At 65.2% G+C, this 21,743-nt stretch carries 24 protein-coding genes and 1 pseudogene; 17 read left to right on the top strand and 8 right to left on the bottom strand.

Translation table 11 applies throughout. The annotated features are described in order from the left end of the window. Positions 1 to 87 precede the first annotated feature (87 nt). From HU738_RS14295 to HU738_RS14260, 8 genes are read left to right on the top strand one after another with little or no spacing between them, the layout of a single operon-like run. The gene (locus HU738_RS14295; RefSeq protein ID WP_186603806.1) at positions 88 to 1,281 is read left to right on the top strand and encodes a PepSY-associated TM helix domain-containing protein; all 1,194 of its coding nucleotides are present in this window, start codon (positions 88 to 90) and stop codon (positions 1,279 to 1,281) included. After that, positions 1,278 to 1,817: a PA2404 family protein gene (locus HU738_RS14290; RefSeq protein ID WP_186603807.1), complete on the top strand. Its 540-nt coding sequence runs from the start codon at positions 1,278 to 1,280 to the stop codon at positions 1,815 to 1,817. The genes HU738_RS14295 and HU738_RS14290 overlap by 4 nt, the downstream gene beginning before the upstream one ends. Continuing rightward, complete coding sequence (locus HU738_RS14285) at positions 1,814 to 2,134, top strand: hypothetical protein (RefSeq protein ID WP_186603808.1); 321 nt, start codon at positions 1,814 to 1,816, stop codon at positions 2,132 to 2,134. Before HU738_RS14290 ends, HU738_RS14285 begins: the two co-directional genes overlap by 4 nt. Positions 2,135 to 2,145: 11 nt before the next feature. Beyond that, positions 2,146 to 2,715: a DUF6162 family protein gene (locus HU738_RS14280; protein ID WP_186603809.1), complete on the top strand. Its 570-nt coding sequence runs from the start codon at positions 2,146 to 2,148 to the stop codon at positions 2,713 to 2,715. Between the two features lie 15 nt (positions 2,716 to 2,730). Beyond that, positions 2,731 to 3,633, top strand: a complete 903-nt coding sequence (locus tag HU738_RS14275) for a metal ABC transporter substrate-binding protein (RefSeq protein ID WP_186603810.1) — start codon at positions 2,731 to 2,733, stop codon at positions 3,631 to 3,633. Beyond that, complete coding sequence (locus HU738_RS14270) at positions 3,630 to 4,379, top strand: metal ABC transporter ATP-binding protein (protein WP_186603811.1); 750 nt, start codon at positions 3,630 to 3,632, stop codon at positions 4,377 to 4,379. The genes HU738_RS14275 and HU738_RS14270 overlap by 4 nt, the downstream gene beginning before the upstream one ends. Beyond that, positions 4,376 to 5,275, top strand: coding sequence for a metal ABC transporter permease (locus HU738_RS14265; protein ID WP_186603812.1), 900 nt, complete (start codon positions 4,376 to 4,378; stop codon positions 5,273 to 5,275). The genes HU738_RS14270 and HU738_RS14265 overlap by 4 nt, the downstream gene beginning before the upstream one ends. Next, on the top strand, positions 5,272 to 6,144 hold the full coding sequence (locus HU738_RS14260) for a metal ABC transporter substrate-binding protein (protein ID WP_186603813.1): 873 nt from the start codon (positions 5,272 to 5,274) through the stop codon (positions 6,142 to 6,144). Before HU738_RS14265 ends, HU738_RS14260 begins: the two co-directional genes overlap by 4 nt. A 12-nt stretch (positions 6,145 to 6,156) precedes the next feature. Here the strand turns inward: HU738_RS14260 and HU738_RS14255 are convergent, their stop codons facing one another. Then, complete coding sequence (locus HU738_RS14255; RefSeq protein ID WP_186603814.1) at positions 6,157 to 6,786, bottom strand: TetR/AcrR family transcriptional regulator; 630 nt, start codon at positions 6,784 to 6,786, stop codon at positions 6,157 to 6,159. A gap of 123 nt (positions 6,787 to 6,909) precedes the next feature. Here HU738_RS14255 and HU738_RS14250 point away from each other — a divergent pair, with 123 nt between their 5' ends. Genes HU738_RS14250 through HU738_RS14240 form a run of 3 tightly spaced genes read left to right on the top strand, consistent with a single transcriptional unit; the run spans position 6,910 to position 10,770 of the window. Next, positions 6,910 to 8,589: an amidohydrolase gene (locus HU738_RS14250; protein WP_186603815.1), complete on the top strand. Its 1,680-nt coding sequence runs from the start codon at positions 6,910 to 6,912 to the stop codon at positions 8,587 to 8,589. Between the two features lie 27 nt (positions 8,590 to 8,616). Then, on the top strand, positions 8,617 to 9,774 hold the full coding sequence (locus HU738_RS14245; protein ID WP_186603816.1) for an MFS transporter: 1,158 nt from the start codon (positions 8,617 to 8,619) through the stop codon (positions 9,772 to 9,774). Between the two features lie 18 nt (positions 9,775 to 9,792). Further along, positions 9,793 to 10,770, top strand: a complete 978-nt coding sequence (locus HU738_RS14240) for a D-2-hydroxyacid dehydrogenase family protein (RefSeq protein WP_186603817.1) — start codon at positions 9,793 to 9,795, stop codon at positions 10,768 to 10,770. A 23-nt stretch (positions 10,771 to 10,793) separates the two neighbouring features. Here the strand turns inward: HU738_RS14240 and HU738_RS14235 are convergent, their stop codons facing one another. The 3 genes from HU738_RS14235 to HU738_RS14225 all read right to left on the bottom strand — a co-directional run bounded on the left by HU738_RS14235 (position 10,794) and on the right by HU738_RS14225 (position 12,813). Then, positions 10,794 to 11,237, bottom strand: a complete 444-nt coding sequence (locus tag HU738_RS14235) for an acetyltransferase (RefSeq protein ID WP_186603818.1) — start codon at positions 11,235 to 11,237, stop codon at positions 10,794 to 10,796. A 177-nt stretch (positions 11,238 to 11,414) separates the two neighbouring features. Further along, positions 11,415 to 12,203: a formate/nitrite transporter family protein gene (locus tag HU738_RS14230; RefSeq protein ID WP_186603819.1), complete on the bottom strand. Its 789-nt coding sequence runs from the start codon at positions 12,201 to 12,203 to the stop codon at positions 11,415 to 11,417. A 358-nt stretch (positions 12,204 to 12,561) separates the two neighbouring features. Beyond that, complete coding sequence (locus HU738_RS14225; RefSeq protein ID WP_186603875.1) at positions 12,562 to 12,813, bottom strand: hypothetical protein; 252 nt, start codon at positions 12,811 to 12,813, stop codon at positions 12,562 to 12,564. 167 nt (positions 12,814 to 12,980) lie between these two features. Between HU738_RS14225 and HU738_RS14220 the strand changes: the two genes are divergently transcribed. From HU738_RS14220 to HU738_RS14205, 4 genes are read left to right on the top strand one after another with little or no spacing between them, the layout of a single operon-like run. Then, a complete protein-coding gene (locus HU738_RS14220) occupies positions 12,981 to 13,463 on the top strand; it encodes a cell division protein (protein ID WP_186603820.1) in 483 nt (160 codons plus the stop codon). Continuing rightward, positions 13,456 to 14,898 carry a TIGR01777 family oxidoreductase gene (locus HU738_RS14215; RefSeq protein ID WP_186603821.1) on the top strand — a complete coding sequence of 481 codons (1,443 nt, stop codon included), beginning with the start codon at positions 13,456 to 13,458 and terminating at the stop codon, positions 14,896 to 14,898. The genes HU738_RS14220 and HU738_RS14215 overlap by 8 nt, the downstream gene beginning before the upstream one ends. A gap of 9 nt (positions 14,899 to 14,907) precedes the next feature. Further along, positions 14,908 to 17,352 carry a PEP-utilizing enzyme gene (locus HU738_RS14210; RefSeq protein ID WP_186603822.1) on the top strand — a complete coding sequence of 815 codons (2,445 nt, stop codon included), beginning with the start codon at positions 14,908 to 14,910 and terminating at the stop codon, positions 17,350 to 17,352. After that, positions 17,352 to 17,672 (top strand): YceK/YidQ family lipoprotein, encoded by a 321-nt coding sequence (locus HU738_RS14205; protein ID WP_186603823.1) that lies wholly within the window; start codon positions 17,352 to 17,354, stop codon positions 17,670 to 17,672. The genes HU738_RS14210 and HU738_RS14205 overlap by 1 nt, the downstream gene beginning before the upstream one ends. Positions 17,673 to 17,689: 17 nt before the next feature. Here the strand turns inward: HU738_RS14205 and HU738_RS14200 are convergent. Then, positions 17,690 to 18,314 (bottom strand): annotated as a pseudogene (locus tag HU738_RS14200) (LysE family translocator). 90 nt (positions 18,315 to 18,404) lie between these two features. Between HU738_RS14200 and HU738_RS14195 the strand changes: the two are divergent. After that, positions 18,405 to 19,406: a 5'-nucleotidase gene (locus tag HU738_RS14195; RefSeq protein ID WP_225923457.1), complete on the top strand. Its 1,002-nt coding sequence runs from the start codon at positions 18,405 to 18,407 to the stop codon at positions 19,404 to 19,406. 15 nt (positions 19,407 to 19,421) lie between these two features. Here HU738_RS14195 and trbK read toward each other — a convergent pair whose 3' ends face one another. Continuing rightward, positions 19,422 to 19,601 (bottom strand): entry exclusion lipoprotein TrbK, encoded by a 180-nt coding sequence (trbK, locus tag HU738_RS14190; protein ID WP_099814542.1) that lies wholly within the window; start codon positions 19,599 to 19,601, stop codon positions 19,422 to 19,424. 125 nt (positions 19,602 to 19,726) lie between these two features. Here trbK and HU738_RS14185 point away from each other — a divergent pair, with 125 nt between their 5' ends. Further along, the gene (locus HU738_RS14185; RefSeq protein WP_186603824.1) at positions 19,727 to 20,497 is read left to right on the top strand and encodes an SDR family NAD(P)-dependent oxidoreductase; all 771 of its coding nucleotides are present in this window, start codon (positions 19,727 to 19,729) and stop codon (positions 20,495 to 20,497) included. Between the two features lie 12 nt (positions 20,498 to 20,509). On the opposite strand, the gene HU738_RS14180 is transcribed toward HU738_RS14185, so the two are convergent. Both HU738_RS14180 and HU738_RS14175 read right to left on the bottom strand, forming a co-directional pair. Continuing rightward, a complete protein-coding gene (locus HU738_RS14180) occupies positions 20,510 to 21,163 on the bottom strand; it encodes an HD domain-containing protein (protein ID WP_186603825.1) in 654 nt (217 codons plus the stop codon). Then, complete coding sequence (locus tag HU738_RS14175; protein WP_186603826.1) at positions 21,160 to 21,603, bottom strand: GNAT family N-acetyltransferase; 444 nt, start codon at positions 21,601 to 21,603, stop codon at positions 21,160 to 21,162. The genes HU738_RS14180 and HU738_RS14175 overlap by 4 nt, the downstream gene beginning before the upstream one ends. Positions 21,604 to 21,743: the final 140 nt, after the last annotated feature.

The raw sequence follows: 21,743 nt of genomic DNA, 5'->3' as shown, positions 1-21,743 counted from the left end.
TCAGGATTTTCATTCTCATTCGTCTTTTGAACAACAGCCCTTTTTTGGTCGGGCCTGTGCTCGCCCCTTTTTTCAGAAGACTGACCGATGGCCAAATCACCGAAAAAATCCAAGTCCAAGCTGTGGTTCCTGGTGCACAGCTGGCTCGCCCTGCCGATCTGGTTCTTCGTGCTGATCGTCTGCTTTACCGGCATGCTGGCCGTGGTCAGCCAGGAAATCGTCTGGCTGGCCAACCCCGACGTGCGTGCCAGCAAGCCTGATGACAACGCCGAACGCCTGAGCTTCCAGCAAGTGCTCGATGCCCTGCACAAGGCCGAACCAGACATGGCCGTCAACTCGCTCAGCCAGCCCGATGGCGCGCACTTCGCGCTGACGGCCCAGGTCACTTACGCCGATGGCTCCAGCCCGATGCTCTACGTCAACCCTTATACCGGGGCCATTCAGGGCAAGATGCCGGACTTCAACTTCGAAGCCTTCACCCGGGCCCTGCACGGCTGGTGGCTGGTGCCGTTCACCAATGGCTTCAGCTGGGGCTGGTACCTGGTGTCGATGCTCGGCCTGCCAATGCTCGCGTCGCTGGTAACGGGCCTGGTGGTGTACAAAAAATTCTGGAAAGGGTTCTTCAAGCCGGTACGCACCGGCCATGGCTCGCGCATCTTCTGGGGCGACCTGCACCGCCTGGCCGGGGTCTGGTCGATCTGGTTCATCGCGGTCATTGCCATCACCAGCATCTGGTTCCTGATCCGGGCGATCCTGTTCGACAACCAGATCACTATTTCCAGTGAACCCGTCGTGCCGGTGATCGCCCGCGAGCAGGTGCCGCAGACCGTCGACGGCAGCCCGGCGCCACGCATCGACCTGGACGAGGCCGCACGCATTGCCGGCCTGGCCATCCCCAGCCTGGAGATCACCTCCATCTCGCTGCCGGCTACCGCCTACAGCCACATCGAAATGGGCGGGCGTGGCTGGTACCCGCTGATGTTCCAGAGCGCGTCGGTCAACCCGTATACACGCCAGGTCGACAGCCAGTTCCTGCTCAGCGACCGCTCGGCCCTGGAGTTCGTCACCGAGTCCATGCGCCCGCTGCACACGGGCGACTTCGGTGGCCTGCCGATCAAGCTGATCTGGTTCTTCTTCGGCCTGATCCTGACCCTGATGGTGTTCAGCGGGCTGCTGATCTGGACCAAACGCACCGCCCAGGCCACCGCCGCCGCGCTCAAGCGCAGCGAGCGCACAGCGCACGGCACACACCGCGAAACCACGCTGGAGGTGCGCCCATGAGCCGTGCCCGAACCCTGCCTGGCCGGCCACTCAAGCAAGGGTGGCTGAAGTGGCGCTTTCACCTGAACATCCTGCTGATCCTCATTCCCCTGGGTTTCATGCCCAAGTACTTCGCCGATGTCAGGTTGTTACGTGGTGACGCCGGGCTCGGTGCCAACCCGATCCACGGCATACAGGTCGGCCCGTACAGCCTGGACCTCGCCGAGCTGCGCAACGAAGCCCCGCGCGCCGATGGCCCCGCAGGCCAATTCAAGCTGTTCAACGCGGCGCTGTGCAAGGCCTGCGTGAATGACGTCAAGGCGGTCTACCTGCGCATCGGCAAGCCGCGCAGCCTGCGCGCCGCCGGCACCATCTTCTTCGGCGCGCCATACCGCATGGTCACCAACCTGCCCATACCGCCGCGCACCGGCGCCGACGCACAGGTCTGGATCACCCTCGAAGGCTGGGACGGCAGCCTGCACCAGGCCTCGGTCCCCCTGGCCAAGGCTTCGCCAGCCACCGTGGCCTGGCTCGAAAAACAAGGAGGCAAACCATGAAACACCTCATGCACAGGCTCGCCCTGCCCTGGCTGGTACTGGCTGCAAGCCCGGCCCTGGCCCACAACCCGATGTGCGAATGCGAGGAGGTGGCCGGTGGCCAGGTGAAATGCACCGGCGGGTTTTCCGATGGCAGCGGCGCGCCCGGGGTGACCCTCGACGTGATCGGCTACGACGAGCAGGTGCTGGTCGGTGGCAAGCTCGGTGACGATTCGAGCCTGACCTTCAAACGCCCCGACGGCGGGTTCTACGTGCTGTTCGACGCAGGGCCTGGCCACGTCGTGGAAGTCGACCACGCCGACATCGCGCAACCATGAGCCGCCCAGCCATGAGCCAGGCCCAAGTGGTGCGCCCGGCTGGCGCCGGGCACGAAACCCTCTATGTGCTGCTGGCCAGCCTGTTGATCGTTGCCCTCGCCGCCAGCGTCGTGCTGCTGCGCGGCGAGCGCGAGGACGAGCAGGCCATCGCCAGCCACCAGATCGACGCACGCCGCGACCTGAGCGCGGCCGAACAAGGCATCTACACCGACCTGCGCGTGGCGTTCGACGAGATACAACTGCTTCGACAGGAAAGCGCCGCCACGCCCAGCGTTGCGGCCCTGGCCGAGCAAGGCCTGCCACCGTTCGTGGCCGATGCCGGCAGCAAGCGCCGCGGCAACCACCAGTGGCAGTGGCTGGCGACTGGCGCCTACCTGGGCCGCAGCCAGGCGCCGCAGGTGGCCGGCAGTTTCCTGCTGATCCTGCCCGACGCTGGCAGCACCGAGGTCGACGTGTGGCTGCGCCGCGACAGCGCCGCCGTGCTCCCCGACGACCTCGGCCAGGCCGCACTGATCGCCGCCGGCTGGCAGCAGGTGGTCAGCCACTACGACGCCGGGGTCACCCGCGAACACCGTCATTGAACCCAAGGATTCCCCATGTTCCGCAAAGCCCTCGCCCTGCTCCTGGCCTGCGCCCTGCCGGCGCTGGCCCTGGCCGATACCGGCAAGCCCCTGCGCATCGGCATCACCCTGCACCCCTACTACAGCTACGTCAGCAACATCGTCGGCGACAAGGCCGAAGTGGTGCCGCTGATTCCGGCGGGTTTCAACCCGCATGCCTATGAACCCCGCGCCGAAGACATCAAGCGCATCGGCACGCTGGACGTGGTGGTGCTCAATGGCGTGGGCCATGACGACTTCGCCGACCGCATGATCGCCGCCAGCGAAAAGCCCGGCATCCAGACCATCGAAGCCAACCAGAACGTACCGCTGCTGGCCGCTACCGGGATCGCCGCGCGGGGCGCCGGCAAGGTGGTCAACCCGCATACCTTCCTGTCGATCAGCACCACCATCGCCCAGGTCAACAACATCGCCCGGGCGCTTGGCAAGCTCGACCCGGACAACGCCAGGCTCTACACGCAGAACGCCCGTGCCTATGCCAAGCGCCTGCGCGCCTTGCGTGCCGAAGCCCTGGCCAAGGTCAGCGAAGCCCCCAGCGCCACCTTCCGTGTGGCCACCATCCATGCCGCCTACGACTACCTGGTGCGTGACTTCGGCCTGGAAGTGACCGCCGTGGTCGAGCCCGCCCACGGCATCGAACCCAGCCCGGCGCAGCTGAAAAAGACCATCGACCAGCTCAAGGCGCTGGATGTGAAGGTGATTTTCTCGGAGATGGACTTCCCTTCGGCCTATGTCGAGACCATCCAGCGTGAAGCCGGCGTGCGCCTGTACCCGCTGACGCACATTTCCTATGGCGAGTACACCCAGGACAAGTACGAAGTGGAAATGAAGCGCAACCTCGACACCGTGGTCCGCGCCATCCAGGAGAACCGCACATGACCGCTGCCGCGCACCTCACCGCACCCGTTGGCCCGTGCATCGAATTTGCCGGCATCGACCTGACCCTGGGCCGCACACGCATTCTCGACCAGGTGCAGTTCAGCGTGGCCGCAGGCAGCGTGCACGCTATCGTCGGGCCCAATGGCGGCGGCAAGAGTTCGCTGATCAAGACCTTGCTTGGGCAGATGCCGCACCAGGGCCAGCTGACCCTGCACTGGCCAGGCGCGCAGCAGGTGATCGGCTATGTGCCGCAGGCGCTGGAGTTCGACCGCGGGCTGCCGATGACCGTGGACGACTTCATGGCGGCCATGTGTCAGCGGCGCCCGGCGTTCCTCGGCTTGTCGCGGCGCGTGCAGCCGGCGATCGATGCGGCGCTGGCACGGGTCGGCATGCTCGCCAAGCGCAAGCGGCGCATGGGCGCGTTGTCCGGTGGCGAGCGGCAGCGCGTGCTGCTCGCCCAGGGCTTGATACCGGACCCGCAACTGCTGGTGCTCGACGAGCCGATGTCGGCGCTCGACGAAGCCGGCATCCAGGTGTTCGAACAACTGCTGCAAGGCTGGCGCCAGGCCGGCACCACGGTGTTGTGGATCGAGCATGATCTGGAGGCCGTGCTGCGCCTGGCCGACCGGGTCACCGGCCTGAACCGCCAGGTGCTGTTCGACGCCCCGCCGGCCCAGGCGCTGACGCCGGAGCGCCTGCTTGGCCTGTTCTCTGTCCACCCTCGCAGCGAGAGCCTTGCCCGATGAGCTTCGAAGCCTTCCGCCAGCTGGTCCAGGCTTGGGCCGACGCTGGCTACCTGCCGCAGGCGCTGGCCTACGGTTTCGTGATCAATGCCTTGTTGGCCGGCCTGATGATCGGCCCGGTGCTGGGCGGCCTCGGCACACTGGTGGTGGTCAAGCGCTTTGCCTTCTTCTCGGAAGCGGTCGGCCATGCCGCGCTGACCGGGGTCGCCATCGGCATCCTGCTCGGCGAACCCTATACCGGCCCCTATGGCAGCCTGTTCGGCTACTGCCTGCTGTTCGGCATCCTGCTCAACTTCCTGCGCAACCGCACCGGGCTGGCACCGGACACGCTGATCGGCGTGTTCCTTTCCGTGTCGCTGGCCCTTGGCGCCAGCCTGCTGCTGATGCTCGCCGGCAAGATCAACGTGCATATCCTCGAAAATGTGCTGTTCGGCTCGGTACTGACGGTCAGCCCCCAGGACCTGCTGGTGCTGGGCATCGTCGCGATGCTGGTGCTGGCAATGGCCCTGCCGCTGTACAACCGCATCATGCTGGCCAGCTTCAACCCGCAACTGGCCGCGGTGCGTGGGGTGGCGGTGAAGACGCTGGACTACCTGTTCGTGGTGCTGGTGACCTTGGTCACAGTGGCTTCGGTGAAGGTGATCGGGGCGATTCTGGTCGGCGCCTTGCTGGTGATCCCGGCAGCGGCGGCGCGCCTGGTCAGCCAGTCGCTGAAGGGGTTTTTCTTCGTGTCGGTGCTGATTGCCAGCCTGAGCACGCTGCTCGGCATCCTGCTGCCGATCATGCTTGACCTGCCGGTGCCTTCGGGCGCCGCGATCATTCTGGTAGCCGGTATCTGCTTCGCCCTCGCCGCGCTGGCCCGCGCCCTCGTCCCACGTCTGCAAGGAAACCCGGCATGAAACTCAAACACCTGGCCCTGGCCATCGCTCTGGCCAGCCTGCCCGCGCTCGCTTCGGCCAGCCAAGTGCTGACTTCCCTACCCGTGACCCACAGCCTGGCCAGCGCCCTGCTCGACGGCACCCGCGTGCAGCTCACGCGCGCCGCGCCCGCCAACCTGCCGGCCAGCCGCCAGCCGTCGTACTTCAGCAGCCGTGGTGGTGCCAGCCTGGCCAAGGCCGCCCAGCAGGCCGACGCAGTGATCGGTGTGCGTTCGATCTGGCGTGACGACCCGCTCTACCCGCTGGCGCGACGCAGCAACATCCGTATCGTCGAGATCGATGCAGCGCGGCCGCTCGATGGCGCGCTGCCGGGCATCGCCGTGAGCGGCGATGACGCCTATGCCGCCTACCCCTGGCTGAACCCGACCAACCTGGGGCGCATGGCCGATATTCTGGCCAACGACCTGGAGCGCCTGGTGCCCGCCGACAAGCAGAGGATCCAGGGCAACCTGGCGAAGCTCAAGCGCCAGCTGCTGGAGCTGACTGCCAGCAGCCAGGTGCAGCTGGCCAAGGTCGAAAACCTGAGCGTGGTCAGCCTGTCGGAGCGCCTGGGCTATCTGGCCAGCGGCTTGAACCTGGATGTGGTGGAACAGCCGCTGCCAGCGGATGGCAAATGGGATGAGGCGGCGCTGAAAGCGCTGGGCGAGAACCTCACGGGGCAGGATGTGGCGCTGGTGCTGGACCATCGGCAGCCGGATGCAGCGGTGGCCAAGGTGATCGAGGCGGCCGGGGCGAGGTTGCTGGTGGTGGACAGTGACCCCGAAAATGCACTGGCCGGGCTCAAGGCCAGTGTCGAGCAGGTGATCGGGGCACTGAGCGAAGGCGGATGAGGCCGCTACCGGTCAGGGCCGGCCCGCCTGCATCCCGGCCAGCAAAAAGCCCATGAAGCGGCGCACGTCCTCGCGATGCGCCACCAGGTCCAGCGGCTCGTCACTGCACAACCGCAGCAGCTGCAGATGCCCGTAGTCATTGATCAAAAACGCTGCATAGCCCACGTCAAGGTCGGCGCGTAACTTGCCGCTGTCGCACAGGTCCTGCAGCAGGTGCTTGAGTTCCTCGACCAGCGCGTCATTGACCCGCTTGTAGGCCTCGGGCACATCACGCTGCTTGCTCCCCAACAGCGGCAGCAACGGCGGCAGGATCTCACGCCACAAGGGTGCCGGCAGCACCTCGAAGGCGTAATCGGTCAGGTTGGCCTCGTAGAAACACAGCGCATCCAGCGCCTGGTCGAATTCCGCCAGGCGCTTGCGTGCCTCCGCCACCGCGCGGTGGTCGGCCTCGCGCAGTTTCTCCAGGAGGATCTCCTGCTTGCTGCCGAAATAAGCGAACACCGTCGGTACCGACACCGCCGCCAGGCGGGCGATCTGTTCCATGGTGGTGGTCTGGAAACCTTGGCGCTCGAACAGGCCCAGCGCCGTGCGGCTGATCGTTTCCCGGCGCTGCGCCTTCTGTTGCTCGCGTAATCCGCTCACTTCGCCCCCCCTTCTCAAAACCGACGGCCAGCATACCGCAAAGCCAAGCCGTAAAAATATTTTATTGACTAAAACTTTTTACCGACACAAAACTAGCGCGGCATTTTGCCCCAGGGAGCCGCCATGACCAGCACCGCCGACCTCATCATTCACAACGCCCGCATCTACACCGTCGACCCGCACCAGCCGTGGGCCAGCGCAGTGGCCGTGCAGGGCGAGCGCATCCTCTGCGTTGGCGACCACGCCAGCGTCATGGCCCATGCCGGCCCTGCCACGCGCTTGCTGGACGCCGCCGGCAAGCTGGTGTTGCCGGGGTTCGTCGAATCGCACTGGCATTTTTCCAGCACCGCGTTCGCCTTCCAGGCACTGGTCAACCATGAAGACCCGCACCAAGTGCTGGCCCTGCTCGAGCGCTACGTGGCGGCCAACCCAGGCGAGAAAGCCATCACCGGCATGGGCTGGATCCAGCCGCTGATGCCGGCCGAGCTGCTGCGCCGTGAAGTGCTCGACGCCATCTGCCCGGACAAGCCGGTGTGCCTGTTGTCCACCGACTACCACACCATGTGGGTCAACACCTACGCGCTCAAGGCAGCCGGCATCGACCGCGACACGCCGGCCGTGGAAGAAGGCGCCAGCTGGTTCGAGAAGGACCCGCTCAGCGGCGAGCCCACCGGCGTGATCATCGACTGCGCGGCCTACTCGCTGCTGATGCAACGCCTGAGCGAAGCCGGTTACCTGCCAACCGGCATCGACCTGTACCTGCGCTCGATTCCGTTCTGGCAAGAAAAGCTGGTCGCCGCCGGCATCACCACCGTGTTCGACGCTGGTTTCCTCGACCCGGCCGGTGACCAGACCCTGCTGTACGAAACCCTGCAACAACTGGAACGTGAAGACCGCCTGAAACTGCGCGTGGTCGGCAGCTATATCAACATGGGCACCGAGGATGACCCGGTGACCATCCTGCAAGGCATGCGCAGCCGCTATGACTCACCGCTGGTGAAGGCACAGACCTTGAAGTTGATGCTTGACGGCACTGAACTCAACCACACCGCGTTCCTGCTCGAACCCTACTGCGACAAGCCGCACTGCGGCTCGACGACCATGCCGGAAGCGGTGTTCGAAAACCACGTGCGCCAGGCCGATGCCGCCGGTATCGACGTGATGGTTCATGCCGTGGGTGATGCCGCCGTGCGCATGGCGCTGGATGTGTTCGAGCGGACCTTCGCCAGCAACCCGCCGCGCGACCGCCGTCATGTGATCACCCATGCCTTCCTCACCCACCCCGACGACATCCCCCGCTTCCGCCGCATCGGCGTCATGGCCAACACCCAACTGCAATGGGGCGTGGTCGACGCCTACGCCGAGGCCATCCAGCAGTCGTATGGTTTCAAGCGCTGGGCTTCGATGTACAAGTTCCGCACTTTCATCGACCAGGGCGTGACCGTGTCGATTGGCATGGACGGCGTGGTGTGCCAGTGCCGTTGCCAGCACAAACCGGTGGAACACATCGAATCGGGCCACACCCGTCAGCTCAGTGGCGAGCCGAATGCGCCAGTGATGCCCGATGCCGACGAACGCCTGAGCATCCCGCAACTGATTGCCGCCTACACCCTCAACGGCGCCTACCAGCTGGGGCTGGAAAAGGAAATCGGCTCAATCACTGCCGGCAAGCGCGCCGACATCATCATCCTCGAACAGGACTTGTTCGAACTCGATCGCTACCAGATCGGCAAGACCGACGTGGCGCTGACCGTGATGAACGGGCGCATCACCCATGACGCGGGCACCCTGCGCCACGCCTGAACCTCAAGCGCCCCTCGGAAAACTCCAATGCACAACAACAAGAACAACCTGCTTTTGCGTGCCGCCCTGATCTACATCGCCGCTACGGCGCTGATCATCATCGGCGTGCAACCGATCTTCATCGGCCTGGTGGCCGAACGGATGAACCTGGACCTGAGCCAGCAAGGCTGGATCCTGTCCAGCGAAATGACCGGGACGTTGCTCGGCAGCCTGCTGTTGCCCATGCTGGGCCGACGCTTCGGTGGCCGTGGCCTGTACCTGGCAGGCGCGCTCGCGGCCCTGCTGCTCAATGTGCTCAGTGCCATGCTGGACTCACTGGCAACGCTGGTACTGTGCCGCCTGGCCTGCGGCGTGGCTACCGGGTTGCTGTATGCCGGCGCCATCAGCGGGCTGGGGCGCTTGCCGGGGCAGGACCGCTCGTATGGTTTATCGCTGCTGATCCAGACCGCCGTGTTCGCGCTGTATGCCACCTGCATGCCACAGCTCGCCGAGGTGCTCGGCAACCGTGGGGCAGTAGCAAGCATCGGTGGCTGGTTCGTGTTGATCGCCCTGGTCGCGCTGGCCATTCCGGCCCGCCTGCACCGCGAGGCGCCGTTACCCGTGGCCCAGAGCGGTGTCGGTTGTGCCACGCTCGGGCGCTATGCGCTGCTGGGGATGCTGTGCCTGCAGCTGGCGATCTATTGCATCTGGGGCTTTGTCGACCCACTGGCCCGCGAGCGTGGGATCAGCCCGGTGGAGGTGGGCTGGTCGTTCGGCCTGGGCATTCTCGGCGGCTTGCCCGGCGGTGCCCTGCCCAGTGTGCTGGGCGCACGGGTGAGGCGTGGGCCGATGATCGCCTTCGGCTCGCTGCTGGTGCTGTTGTCGATCGTATTGCTGGCACGCCAGGCACAGGATGCCGAGCAGCTGTGCGTGGCGTTGTTCCTGATGAACTTTGGCTGGGTGCTGGCGCTGACCTACTACATGGGCGCCATCGCCACCAACGATCCGCGCGGCACCTTGACGCCCTGGGTGAGTATCCTGCAGGTCGCGGCGGCGGCGCTGGCACCGGCGTTCGTGGCCTTGCAGCAGCAGAGCGCCGGGCATGAGGCGATCTTTGTCAGTGCCGGGGTGGCGGTGGTGCTGGGAGTTGTGCTCAAGTGTATGGCCAGGGTGGTGCCACGTCGGGCCAACCCCTTCCCACACTGACCGCCGGGGCCGACCACCATGCGCATTGCCATTCCCGATGACTACCAGGACGTCATTCGCTCGCTCGAATGCTTCAAACGCCTCGCTGGGCATGAGGTTCGCGTGTTTCACGACAAGCCACCCGCCTCCCTGGATGAGTTGGCCGCCCGCTTCGCCGATGCCGACGCCCTGGTCCTCACCCGCGAACGCACGCGCATCGATGCAGCCCTGCTCGACCGGCTGCCCAACCTCAAGCTGATCAGCCAGACCGGCAAGGTCGCCGGCCATCTGGACCTGGAAGCCTGCACCGCCCGCGGCATCGTCGTCAGCGAAGGCCGCGGCTCGCCGGTGGCGCCGGCGGAGCTTGCCTGGGCGCTGCTGCTCAACGCCCGGCGCCAGCTGGTACCCGCGATCGAAGCGTTCAAGCAAGGCCACTGGCAGGTCAACCTGGGCCAGGCGGTGGCCGGCCAGCTGCTGGGCATCTGGGGCTACGGCAAGATCGGCCAGCGGCTCGCCCGTTACGCCCAGGCATTCGACATGCCCGTGCTGGTGTGGGGCAGCGAGAGCAGCCGGGCGGCGGCCGAGGCCGATGGGCACCGGGCGGCGACCTCGCGCGAGGCATTTTTTGCCGAGGCGGACATCGTCAGCCTGAACCTGCGGCTGTCAGAGACAACGCGCCATCGGGTGACCTTCAGCGACCTGTCGCGGATGAAAGCGGACGCCCTGCTGCTGAATATCAGCCGCGCCGAGCTGATTGAGCCCGGGGCCCTGCTGCAGGCGCTCGACGCCGGCAGGCCGGGCTTCGCTGCGGTGGATGTGTTCGAACAGGAGCCGATACTCGAGCCGAACCACCCCCTGCTCACCCACCCGCGGGTGCTGAGCACGCCGCACCTGGGCTATGTGGAGAAGAACGGCTACGAGCTGTATTTCGGCGATGCCTTCGACAACGTGGTGGCGTTTGCCCAAGGCGCGGCGAAGAACGTCGCCAACCCGCAGGCGCTGACGGTGCGGCGCTGATCTGCAGGCTCAAGGGTTATGGCTTACGCCGGGTCAGGCAAGGCCATGTGCAACAAAGGAAACGGCCGGCCTTCGCCGTCCAGCGGCGAACGCCCGGTCTGCACGAAGCCGTAGTGAAGGTAGAACCCCACCGCCTGCGGGTTCTGCTCGTTCACGTCGACACTCAAGGTATTGCGCGGGTTGCGGCAGAAATCCAGCAACGCCCGGCCAATCCCCTGCCCACGCCGATCAGGGTCGACGAAGAGCATCTCCACATGGTGCTGGTTGAGCCCGATAAAGCCCAGCGGCTGGTCCTCGGTGTCGACGGCCACCCACAGCTCGACGGCATGCAGGTAGACATCGCGCAGCTGCGGCAGCAAGGCGTCGATGTCGGACGCTTGTAAAAAGTGATGCGTGGCGCGCACGGCGCGCAGCCAGATGTCGAGCAGCCGAGGGTGATCGGCAGCGATAGCTTGGCGAATGATCATGGAATCATCCTGATTTTCTGATGACGGATTATCGGTGCGCCTTGGCCAGGCGCCCGTACTCATGTCGGCATCATGTATGCCCGCTTCGCGAATCAACGCCTGGGCGGTGCACGGCAGAACAGCCGGAAAGGAAGGAGGCGCCCATGCTACCCAGCCTTGCCGGCGAGGTAAAGGCACTTACGGCACGGTCGCCTGTTCCTGGGCCGTAGCCGCAAACGACACGTAGTACGCCAGGCCGACGAAGATCGCCCCGCCCACCGCATTGCCGAGGAACACCGCGAGCAGGTTTTCGGCCAGCGCGCCCCAGCTCAGGTAACCGGCAAAAATCGCCGCCGGGATCAGGAACATGTTGGCCACCACGTGCTGGAAGCCGATGGCGACGAAGGCCATGATCGGGAACCAGATGCCGAGGATCTTGCCGCTCATCTCACGGCTGGCAAAAGCCAGCCACACCGCCAGGCACACCAGCCAGTTGCAGCCGATACCCGAGACGAAGGCATGAACGAAGTCGGCGCTGGCCTTGCTGGTGGCGGCGGCCACGGTCTTGGCCAGGTAGGCGCCCTCGGTAAGGCCAAGCAGGTGGCCGAAGAAGTACGCCACGAACAGCGCGCCGAGCAAGTTGGCCAGGGTTACCAGCCACCAGTTGCGTGCCACCGCCGCCAGGCGAATGCGCCCGGCGAACATGGCCAGCGGCAGGCTCATCATGTTGCCGGTAAGCAGTTCGCCGCCCGCCAGGATCACCAGGATCAGGCCAATCGGGAACACAGCAGCACCCAGCAGGTTACCCAGCGAAGCCCATTGCCCGGGAATCATCGCGCTGACATGGATAGCCAGGATAAAGCCCATCGAGATGAAGCCACCGGCAAGAAAGCCGAGGATGAGCAGTGCGCGGGTAGGCAAATGGGCTTTCTTGGTACCGGCCTCGATGACGAGTTCAGTGATCCGGGCGGGGGCATTGACAGACATTTCGGAAACTCGAACGCAGGGACGACAGGCACGCCCGGAGGCACGCCGGCAGTCAGGAATTTACGGGTGGCGAAGTGATGCGAGGTGCTTCAGGGGGAAGGCAAAACAGGTGGTCTCTGGCGCTACAACGAAGAGCCGCGCACGTTACTGAGGCAGAATGTCGCAGTCAAATTGATAGGGTGGATGGCTTGATAGACAGGGTCGATGAGGAGGCTGGCGTACAACCCTTCAGCATCTGACGCCATCCCTGTGGGAGCGGGCGCGCCCGCAAATACCGGCAAAGGCGGTGCCATCCACCGCGTCGCCTCCTTCGCGGGCTCGCCCGCTGCCACAGGGTACCGACCGCCACCGCAATCGCTCAACGAGGTTGCGGGTGTTCGCTGGACACTGAGTTGTTGGCATCCACATCCTGCATCTCTTCCTCGACAGGGGCCTCATCGTCCCCCGGGAGCGGGACTTCGACATTCTCCTGAGTGCGGGCAGTGCCGTTCTCCCGCTGCTGTTGCGCGTCCTGATCGGAACCCGGATTGCCTGGCGGGTTCCAGTCTTCCGGTCGCTGCTGCGACCACGCTTCACCCACATCCTGCTTTTTCGGGGTATCTGTCGTCATGGTGGGTCTCCGGTCTGCGGTGCAGCGGATCTGCACCTTTAACTCAGAAGAAATGCGAAGGGCTGGAGTGCCAGCGCCTCGACCAGTGGCGCAAAAAGCCAGCGCCTACGACCACTTGCGCAAATCAAGTACACTGGCCGCCGTCACGGAAGCCGACAGGACAAGGAATGCTCCGCTCTTTTACCGCACGATGCGATGTGCGCCGTGCATGGGTACGCTGGCTGCAAGCCGCAGCGCTGATGCACTTGCTGATTGGCCTGGGCCTCACCTGGGCCGGCCACAGCGCGTTGCTGGGCACTTACCAACTGAGCATCGAGCAGGCGTTCTGGGGCCAGGCAGCGCCAGCGCCTGCCCGCGAGCAGCAGGTGTGGTGGCTCGCACTGTTCGGCGCCACCTTGCAAAGCTACTCGCTGTACATGCTCGGCCTGATCCAGCTGGGCGACCGCCTGCGCAGCCACAGTGCCTGGGCCTGGCTGGCATGCGGCATCGTGCTGTGGGCACCGCAGGACATAGTGGTGTCGTTGCAGGCCGGCATGTGGTCGCACCTGGTCATCGATGGCCTGGCCCTGCTCGCCCTGCTGCCACCGTTGCTGTGGCTGTATCGCTGCGACCGCCCCACCACCACTTTGAAAGGACTTGAACGTGGCTGAACTGCCGATCCTCTCCTGGGCCCTCAACCTGCTGCTGATCCAAGGTTTGCTGGGCGCGCTGGACACTGTCTACCACCATGAACTGACCGTTGCCCTGCCCCAGCGCTACAGTGCGCGGCTGGAGCTGGCGATCCACGCAGTGCGCTCGTGCTGCTACGGCATCCTGTTCCTGGGTATCGCCCATGTAGCGTTCCAGGGCGTCTGGGCGATTATCGTGGCGGTGGTCTTCACCCTGGAGATCGGCCTGACCCTGTGGGATTTCGTGGTCGAGGACCGCAGCCGCAAGCTGCCGGCCATCGAACGCATCATGCATACCGTGCTGGCGATCAACGCTGGCGCCTTCTTCGCGCTGTACGGCCTGCAGCTGCTGCAGTGGTCGAGCCTGCCCGATGGCTTGGTGGCCATCGACCTCGGCTGGCGCGGCTGGCTGCTGACCCTGTTCGCCCTCGGTGTGACGGCGTCGGGGATCCGCGATGCGCTGGCGACGCTGCGCCTGCACCGCCAGGGGCCGGCAACCAACCCGTTCGCCGGCAGCGCCTACAAGCAGGTGCTGGTCACTGGCGGCACCGGCTTCATCGGCGAAACCCTGGTCAACCAGTTGCTCGATGCCGGTCACAGCGTCAGCGTGCTGGCCCGCGACCCACTGCGCGCCGCCTACCTGTTCGACGGCCGCGCCCGCTGCCTGCGCAGCCTCGACAAACTCGGCCATGACGAGCGCTTCGACGTGGTCATCAACCTGGCGGGCGCGCCCGTCGCCGGGCCACGCTGGACACCGCGGCGCCAGGCGCAGCTGCTGGCCAGCCGGGTCGGCACCACCGAGGCCTTGCTGCACTGGGCACGCCAGGCCCGGCACAAGCCGGCGCTGTGGATCCAGGCCTCGGCCATCGGTTACTACGGTGTACGCGACGCTAGCCAGCCACTGGACGAAAGCGCCAGCAAAGGCGACGGCTTCATGGCCGAACTGTGCGATCGCTGGGAGGCTTCCGCCAGCCCGGCCAGCGCCCTCGGCGTTCGCCAGGTGGTGCTGCGCCTGGGCGTGGTGTTCGGCCCTGGTGGTGCGCTGGCGCCCCTGCTGATGCCGTTCCGCCTGGGCCTGGGCGGGCGCATGGGTGATGGCCGGCAAATCATGAGCTGGGTGCACCGTGACGACGTGCTGGCGGTGATGGCGCGCGCCATGGTCGACAGCGAAATGCAGGGCACCTACAACCTGGTCGCCCCCGAGCCGGTCAGCCAGGCCACCTTCGCCCAAACTGTCGGCCGACTGCTCAAGCGCCCGGTGTGGCTGCATGTTCCCGCCGCACCGGTTCGGGCGCTTGCCGGGGAAATGGCCGAGCTGTTCTTCGACGGCCAGCGCGTGCTGCCGAGCCGCCTGGAGCAGGCCGGCTACCGCTTCCAGTACCCGACCCTGGACAGCGCCTTGCGCGACCTGGCCTGAGGAGCATCGATGAGCAAGCCTCTGCTGTACCTGCTGGCCGGCAACGGCAGCGCCGCCGACTGGTGGGACGATGCCCTGCCGCACTTCCGGCACTACCGGGTGCAGGCCCTGGAGCTGCCCGGCTTCGGCGACAACCCCGCGCCGCCCTGCACGGGCCTGGACGAGTACGCGCAAGCCCTGCTGAGCCTGAGCGAACGCGGGCACGCCATCATGGCCGTTGGCGTCAGCGCGCTGATCGTGCTGCATGCCCTGCAGCGCAGCCCCGGCCATTTCAGCCGCAGCGTGCTGCTGGCCCCGGTCGGCGCCTTCCTCTGGCAACGCCGCCTGCCGGCGCTGATGTCGCCGCTGCCGCTGCGCAAGGCCATCCACTGGCTGCTCAGCCACAAGCCGCACTGGTTCGCCGCCAAGTTTTCCAGCCAGCGTTGGACGCCCGCGCAGTACCAGCGCATGGGTGCCGGCTATGCCCGCTGCCGCGCCTTCGTGCCCTCCTGGGCGCAACTGCGCGCCGACACCGCGCTGCCGCTGCTGGAGTGGGTCACCGACCCCATCGAGCTGGTATGGGGCGACCACGACCGCGTGCTGGGGATCGCCCAGGCCGCCGCCTGGTCAGCGATCCTCGCCCGCGCCGACCTGCGCATCAGCCTGCAACCGGGCTGGGGCCACTACCCCTGGATCGATGCGCCGGCCGAATTTGCCGCCTGGCTGGAGTCAGGCAGCCAAGGCTTCGTCGCCCACACCAAAGGCGGCCGCCTGCAACTGGCGGCACTGGCCGGCCAGGCTGTGCCCGAAGCCCTGAGCCTGGACGACGGCAACGACCCGCGCCTTGCCAGGCTGCTTGCCTCGGCCCCGGATGCCCTGTGGGCCGTGCGTTCCTCCAGTTATGCCGAGGACCAGGCCGATGCCGCCAATGCCGGCCTGAGCACCACTTACCTGCGCGTGCCCGGCGACGCCGTCGCCGACCGTGTCAGCGCACTGCGTGACGCCGGCGTCGAGGAAGTGGTGGTGCAGCGCTTCATCCAACCGAGGGTGTCCGGCATCGCCTTCGTGCGTCACCTGTCGGTGGAGCTGGAGTGGCTCGAAGGCCACCTGGAAGCGCTGGCCGACGGCCAGGCCAGCCCCCGGCGCGCAACGCTGTCGCGCTTGGGCGCTGCCTGGCAAAGCGGCCACTTCGCCACCGTGCATGGCCTGACAGCCAAGGCCCTGTGGGACTTCCTGCAAGGCGTGCTGAACGTGTTCCACTACGTGCCCGGCGATATCGAATGGGCCTGGGACGGCCAGCAACTGTGGCTGCTGCAGTATCGCCCGATCAGCGAGCATGGCTGGCGCCGCCACCTGACCTCGGCCAACATCGCCGAGATCCTGCCGCCGCAACCCAGCCGCTTCGTCGAATACGCCCAGCGCCGCGCTGCCGCCAGCATCCCGGCGATCATGGCGCGCTGGGACAGCCGGGTGCTGCAGGACAACGAACCCTTCACCGCCGTGTTTGGCGGTGCCTCCTACATCAACAACGACCTGTTCCTTGCCCGCCTGGCCGACTGGGGCATCTCCGCTGCCAGCTACGCGGGCGAAGTCGGCGGCGCCACCCCCGCCCTGCCCTGGCGCCCGCTGCGCTTGCTGCGCGCTGTGCCGCGCCTGTGGCGCATGCAGCATGCTGCACGCAGCCACCTGCAGGCCCTGGCCCCGGGCCTGCAACGCTTCGACGCGGAACTGGCGCAGCTGCAGGCCGCCGGGGCTGACGGCCAGCACTTGGCAGACTGGTTCAGCCGCTTCTATGTCTTCGTGGTGCAAGGCAACCTGTGCATCGCCACGGCCCTGGCCAGCAGCGGCGGTGCCTGGCTGGGCCGGCCAGCGACCGCCTACAACGACCTGCAGCACAGCCCCCACCGTCTGCCGTGGGAAACCGACCCCGGCACGCCGCGGCCAGCGCCGACCGACCTGCCACTGCAGCCGCTGCCCGCCTGGCCATCCGTCGTTACCTTGGCCCATCGCCTCGGCCTGCCCGGCTTGCGGGGTTACTACCTGCAAGTGCGCGAGTGGTACCGGGACAACCTGATGCGGATTTTCTTCCGCGTGCACCACGCCATGCCTGAAGCCCAGCGTGCCGATTGGTTCGGCCCGCATCCTGACGTGCGCACGCGCGACGGCAGCTTCTGGCAAGACGGCAGCCAGGGCAGCGAACAGGCCACCGGTTTCATGATCTACCCTGGCCAGGTGCAAGGCATCCTGGGCCAGGACATCCTCCTCGAAGACAGCCTCGACCCCGGCCGCCATGCCCACTATCAGGCCGCACGGGCCGTGATTGCGCGCATGGGTGGGCGGTTGTCCCATGGTTCGACCTTACTGCGCGAACTGCGCAAACCCTCGGCAGTGCTGCCGCAAGTGAGCAGCGAGTGGCTGGGGCGTGAGGTGCAGTATCGGGATGGGGAATTACGGCTGGTTGAAGGACCGCGTTGATGAAAGACCAGAAAGGGGTGTCAACCCTTGGGAAAAGGATTGCCAAGTACCTGACGCTCTCGCTGCCGCTGATGTTGAGTGGCTGCTGGAGTACCCTCATTCACCTCGATGGCGAGCGCTGTGTCTATCCGGGCACACGCTTTGGCTGGAACTTCGCCACGCGCAACGGCCCCGGTGGTTTAGTGGGCCTGATCGACGTACCCTTCTCCTTCGCGCTGGATACGGTACTGCTGCCCTATGACCTGACCGCGTTTCTGCCTGAAAATAGCGGTGGCGATCATCGGGAATGCAATCTCGATGGCTCGTTCGACGTGATGTAGCACACGGCGCTCGGCGCCTATCGCTTGCCCAGCGCCAGCCGAGCCGCGAACAGCACGAATACCAGGCCGGTCGCACGGTCCATCCACTGGATGACCTTGTCCCGTCGCAGCAGGCCCGCCAACGGCCGGGTCGCGCCAATCAGCAGCATCGCCCACAGCAAGCCAGCCGAGCGCCACGTGGATGCTGACCAGGCCAAAGGTCCAGGCTACCAGAGGCTGACCTTGGGGAATGAACTGGGGCAGGAACGACACATAGAAGATACCGACCTTGGGATTGAGCAGGTTGCCCATCATGCCCTTGAAGAACCAGTTGCCAGCGCGCTGGCCATCTTCCCCGGCAGGTGCCAGCGATTGCCGTGGGTGCAAGAGCATGTTGAGGCCAAGCCAGGCCAGGTAGGCAGCCCCACAGTATTTGAGAATGTTGTAGGCAAGCTCCGATACCGCGATCAATGCGCCAAGGCCGAAAGCAACGGCTGCGCCCCACAGCAGGCAGCCAGCGTTGATGCCCAAAGCTGCACGCACGCCCTGCTTGCGGCCCTCTACCGTAGCGGTCCTGAGAATCAGCGCCGTGTCCAGGCCTGGGGTCAGGGTCAGCAGCGTGGCTGCCAGGGTAAAGGCAATGAGATTGTCGGCAATCGGCATGCGAATTCGGGCCTTGGTTGAACTCGGGCGCAGATTAGCATGGCGTTGGCCTATGATGGTGGCTGGTCCCCGCCTTTCTCAGGACAGCCCATGCCCTACCCCATCGAAGAGAAACTCGTCGTCGGCGTCGCCTCCAGCGCCCTGTTCGACCTGACCGTCTCCGACAACATCTACCAGTGCGAAGGCGTCGAAGCGTATCGCCTGCACCAGGAAGAAAACCTCGACGTGCCCTTCCCCAAGGGCGTCGCCTTCCCGTTCATCCGCCGCTTCCTGAGCATCAACAAGGCCTTCCCCGAACAACTGCCGGTGGAAGTGGTGCTGCTCTCGCGCAACTCGCCGGAAACCGGTTTGCGGGTGTTCCGCTCGATCAACCATTACAACCTGGACATCACCCGCGCCGCGTTCATGTCCGGCCGTTCGCCCTACGAATACATCCCGGCGTTCAACGCCTCGCTGTTCCTCAGTGCCCATGAAGGCGACGTGCAGCGTGCAATCGACGCCGACTACCCGGCGGGCCTGGTGCTGCCGACGAAGATCTACGATGACGAGATCGACACCGAGCTGCGCGTGGCCTTCGACTTCGATGGCGTGATTGCCGATGACGAGGCGGAGAGCGTATACAAGCAGCGCCTGAACCTGGATGAGTTCCAGGCCCATGAGCAAGATCGCAAGGCCATACCGCATCAGCCGGGGCCGCTGGCAGACCTGTACCGCAAGCTTTCACTGATTCGCAAACTGGAAGACCGCAAGTTGGCGCAGGACCCTGCGTACCAGCGCATCCTGCGCATCGCCATCGTCACGGCACGCAATGCGCCGGCCCATGAACGGGTGGTGACGACGCTGAAGAACTGGGGGGTTTCGCCGGATGAGTCGTTCTTCCTTGGCGGGATGGAGAAAGATCGGGTGCTGTCGATCCTCAAGCCGCACATGTTCTTCGACGACCAGCGCAGTCACCTGACGTCAGCGGCGGGAGATCTGCCGATGGTGCATATACCCTTCGGCGTTGCGAACAAAGAGAAGCAACACAATGGTGCCGAACAACTGCCATCGGAGCGTCCAGTCACGCCGCCCGCCCATCTTCGCCCGGCGTGAACCGCGACCATGCGCTCATGGGGATTGCCGAGGCATGCATTTTTCGACCAGCGTATCGCGGTTGGCATTGTTGGGGAGCGTCTTCAAACGATCGGGCTGGCAGTGTTCATCGGAGACCGCGTAGTGGGAAGAATCGTCGCCACAGGCCGCCAGCAAGGTAGCGATGGCAATCACAAGTAGGGATTTGCGAATCATCTGCTCATTCACTCCATTGACGGGCGGAGGTTTGGCAAAAGGATAGACGCCTGCCAAAAGCGTAGCGCGTCGCAGGGCGAGTTCAATGCCAGACTCGTATTCAATTCACTCGCGTGAGGTGCCGCATGAGCCTGATACCCAACCTCAATGGCCACGCCAATGTCCTGGTAGCCGGCGCAAGCCGTGGCATCGGCCTGGCGCTATGTACGGCCTTGCTGGCGCGTGACGAGGTGGCCCGGCTCTGGGCCGTGTCGCGCAATGCCAAAGGCAATGACGACCTCGCGACACTCGCCAGGCAACACGGCGAGCGCCTGGTACTGATGGATTGCGACGCACGTGATGAACGATCACTCGCGACACTGGCAACCGAACTCGGGCATACCTGCGATCACTTGCACCTGGTCATCAGCACCTTGGGCATCCTTCATCAGGAGGGCGCCAAGGCAGAAAAATCTCTGGCACAGCTGGACCTGGCCGGCCTGCAGGTAAGCTTCGCGACCAATGCCTTCGCACCGATACTGCTGCTCAAGCACCTGCTGCCCTTGCTGCGCAAGGAACCCGCCACCTATGCCGCGCTGTCAGCCAGGGTTGGGTCGATCGGCGATAACCGCCTGGGTGGCTGGTACAGCTATCGGGCCAGCAAGGCCGCGCTAAATCAGTTGCTGCACACGGCGAGCATCGAACTGAGGCGCCTGAACCCGGCCTCCACGGTGCTGGCGCTGCATCCCGGGACCACGGACACAGCGCTGTCGCGGCCGTTTCAAGGAAATGTGCCAGCGGGCAAGCTGTTTGACCCTGCGTTCGCCGCGCAGTGTGTCATCGAGCAGGTCGGACGGTTGGGGCCTGCGGACAGCGGAGGGTTCTGGGCGTGGGATGGACGAGCCATTGAATGGTGATAGCCCCAGCGCCTAGCCCTCGCCAACTTCATCCATGAAATCTGCAAGAAATGCTTCAAGCCGCGCATGGCGTTCGGCAGCCAGTCGAGCGCCTTCGCCGGTTGTGAAACCGGAGGCGAGTTTCAGCAGTTTGGTGTGGAAGTGCTCGATCGCATACATCGTATCCCGGTACTCCCTGCCCCGCGCAACGGGATTCTCGAAATCGTACAACGCAGACCCCATTCGCCCAGCCGTGTAAAAGCACCGGGCAATGCCTACCGCACCCAAAGCGTCCAGCCGATCACTGTCCCGAAGGATCCTGGCCTCAAGCGTCTGCGGCGCGAAACCTGCCGAATAGCTGTGGGTCTTGACGGCATGCGCCACCTGCTCGACGCGCTGCGAAGGCCAGCCCAGATCAGCCAGGATTGACGCCGCCTTGTCCGCGGACAGCGACGAAGCCTGGTCACGCAATGGCGAGTTCTTTTCTACCGCGACACAGTCATGCAGCACCGTCGCTGCAAGCAGCACTTGCAGATCACCGCCTTCCACCCGCTGTATCCGCTGCACGTTGACCCAAACGCGATGGATATGGGACAGGTCGTGGGAGCCATCTTGCTGGCTCGCCGGCAGGTATTTCAGCAACTGGGCGGCGAGGTGCCGGAACGGGGTAAACACTTCACCAGTCATCTCAGTTTCTCCATCGGCTGATAGACCAGCCCGGCGAACTCGCCCACTTCCCCGGCCAAAACGAAACCGTAGCGCTGGTACGCAGGCACGGAGCTCAACGAAGCCCTGACGGTCAGGACCTGGCTCCTTGCGTAGGCCAGAACCTCATTCATCAGGCGCGCCCCCACACCCCGGCGTTGCCATGCAGGCGCCACGAACAGCATCGCTACATGACGGCCTTCCTTGAGCTCAACCAGGCCACAGAGGTTGCCATCCGCTTCGCAGACCAGGATCAGGTTATCGCCTTGCATGCGTTCGGCGAACGCTTGCTCGGCAGCAACCTTGGCGAACGTCTCCACCCCCTGCTCGGTCAGCGATGGCGCCACCGCCAGCGTAAATGCCTGCAGACACAGGGCGCTGGCGCGGGGTATGTCTGCGTGGGTCAGTTTACGTATGTGCATATCAAAAAAGTTATCCATGACCCCAGTGCCTTCACGTGACATTCCATTTCGGACAGCTGAACCTTATCCGAACAGCATGGTGACTACCATCTGGCCGTCAGTTATAGCCACATTGACCTGTCATCCACCTCAACCATACT

The sequence above is a fragment of the Pseudomonas vlassakiae genome, from assembly GCF_014269035.2.
Classification (GTDB): Bacteria; Pseudomonadota; Gammaproteobacteria; order Pseudomonadales; family Pseudomonadaceae; genus Aquipseudomonas; species Aquipseudomonas vlassakiae.
This window is presented reverse-complemented; position numbering and strand designations above follow the sequence as displayed.

Excerpts from the sequence above, each read along its gene's own strand:
- HU738_RS14285 (WP_186603808.1), top strand. The coding sequence starts at position 1,814 with ATGAAACACCTCATGCACAGGCTCGCCCTGCCCTGGCTGGTACTGGCT.
- HU738_RS14295 (WP_186603806.1), top strand. The coding sequence starts at position 88 with ATGGCCAAATCACCGAAAAAATCCAAGTCCAAGCTGTGGTTCCTGGTG.
- HU738_RS14275 (WP_186603810.1), top strand. The coding sequence starts at position 2,731 with ATGTTCCGCAAAGCCCTCGCCCTGCTCCTGGCCTGCGCCCTGCCGGCG.
- HU738_RS14225 (WP_186603875.1), bottom strand. The coding sequence starts at position 12,813 with ATGACGACAGATACCCCGAAAAAGCAGGATGTGGGTGAAGCGTGGTCG.
- HU738_RS14175 (WP_186603826.1), bottom strand. The coding sequence starts at position 21,603 with ATGCACATACGTAAACTGACCCACGCAGACATACCCCGCGCCAGCGCC.
- HU738_RS14280 (WP_186603809.1), top strand. The coding sequence starts at position 2,146 with ATGAGCCAGGCCCAAGTGGTGCGCCCGGCTGGCGCCGGGCACGAAACC.
- HU738_RS14265 (WP_186603812.1), top strand. The coding sequence starts at position 4,376 with ATGAGCTTCGAAGCCTTCCGCCAGCTGGTCCAGGCTTGGGCCGACGCT.
- HU738_RS14180 (WP_186603825.1), bottom strand. The coding sequence starts at position 21,163 with ATGACTGGTGAAGTGTTTACCCCGTTCCGGCACCTCGCCGCCCAGTTG.
- HU738_RS14185 (WP_186603824.1), top strand. The coding sequence starts at position 19,727 with ATGAGCCTGATACCCAACCTCAATGGCCACGCCAATGTCCTGGTAGCC.
- HU738_RS14260 (WP_186603813.1), top strand. The coding sequence starts at position 5,272 with ATGAAACTCAAACACCTGGCCCTGGCCATCGCTCTGGCCAGCCTGCCC.
- HU738_RS14195 (WP_225923457.1), top strand. The coding sequence starts at position 18,405 with ATGCCCTACCCCATCGAAGAGAAACTCGTCGTCGGCGTCGCCTCCAGC.
- trbK (WP_099814542.1), bottom strand. The coding sequence starts at position 19,601 with ATGATTCGCAAATCCCTACTTGTGATTGCCATCGCTACCTTGCTGGCG.
- HU738_RS14205 (WP_186603823.1), top strand. The coding sequence starts at position 17,352 with ATGAAAGACCAGAAAGGGGTGTCAACCCTTGGGAAAAGGATTGCCAAG.
- HU738_RS14230 (WP_186603819.1), bottom strand. The coding sequence starts at position 12,203 with ATGTCTGTCAATGCCCCCGCCCGGATCACTGAACTCGTCATCGAGGCC.
- HU738_RS14270 (WP_186603811.1), top strand. The coding sequence starts at position 3,630 with ATGACCGCTGCCGCGCACCTCACCGCACCCGTTGGCCCGTGCATCGAA.
- HU738_RS14250 (WP_186603815.1), top strand. The coding sequence starts at position 6,910 with ATGACCAGCACCGCCGACCTCATCATTCACAACGCCCGCATCTACACC.
- HU738_RS14290 (WP_186603807.1), top strand. The coding sequence starts at position 1,278 with ATGAGCCGTGCCCGAACCCTGCCTGGCCGGCCACTCAAGCAAGGGTGG.
- HU738_RS14240 (WP_186603817.1), top strand. The coding sequence starts at position 9,793 with ATGCGCATTGCCATTCCCGATGACTACCAGGACGTCATTCGCTCGCTC.
- HU738_RS14210 (WP_186603822.1), top strand. The coding sequence starts at position 14,908 with ATGAGCAAGCCTCTGCTGTACCTGCTGGCCGGCAACGGCAGCGCCGCC.
- HU738_RS14220 (WP_186603820.1), top strand. The coding sequence starts at position 12,981 with ATGCTCCGCTCTTTTACCGCACGATGCGATGTGCGCCGTGCATGGGTA.
- HU738_RS14245 (WP_186603816.1), top strand. The coding sequence starts at position 8,617 with ATGCACAACAACAAGAACAACCTGCTTTTGCGTGCCGCCCTGATCTAC.
- HU738_RS14235 (WP_186603818.1), bottom strand. The coding sequence starts at position 11,237 with ATGATCATTCGCCAAGCTATCGCTGCCGATCACCCTCGGCTGCTCGAC.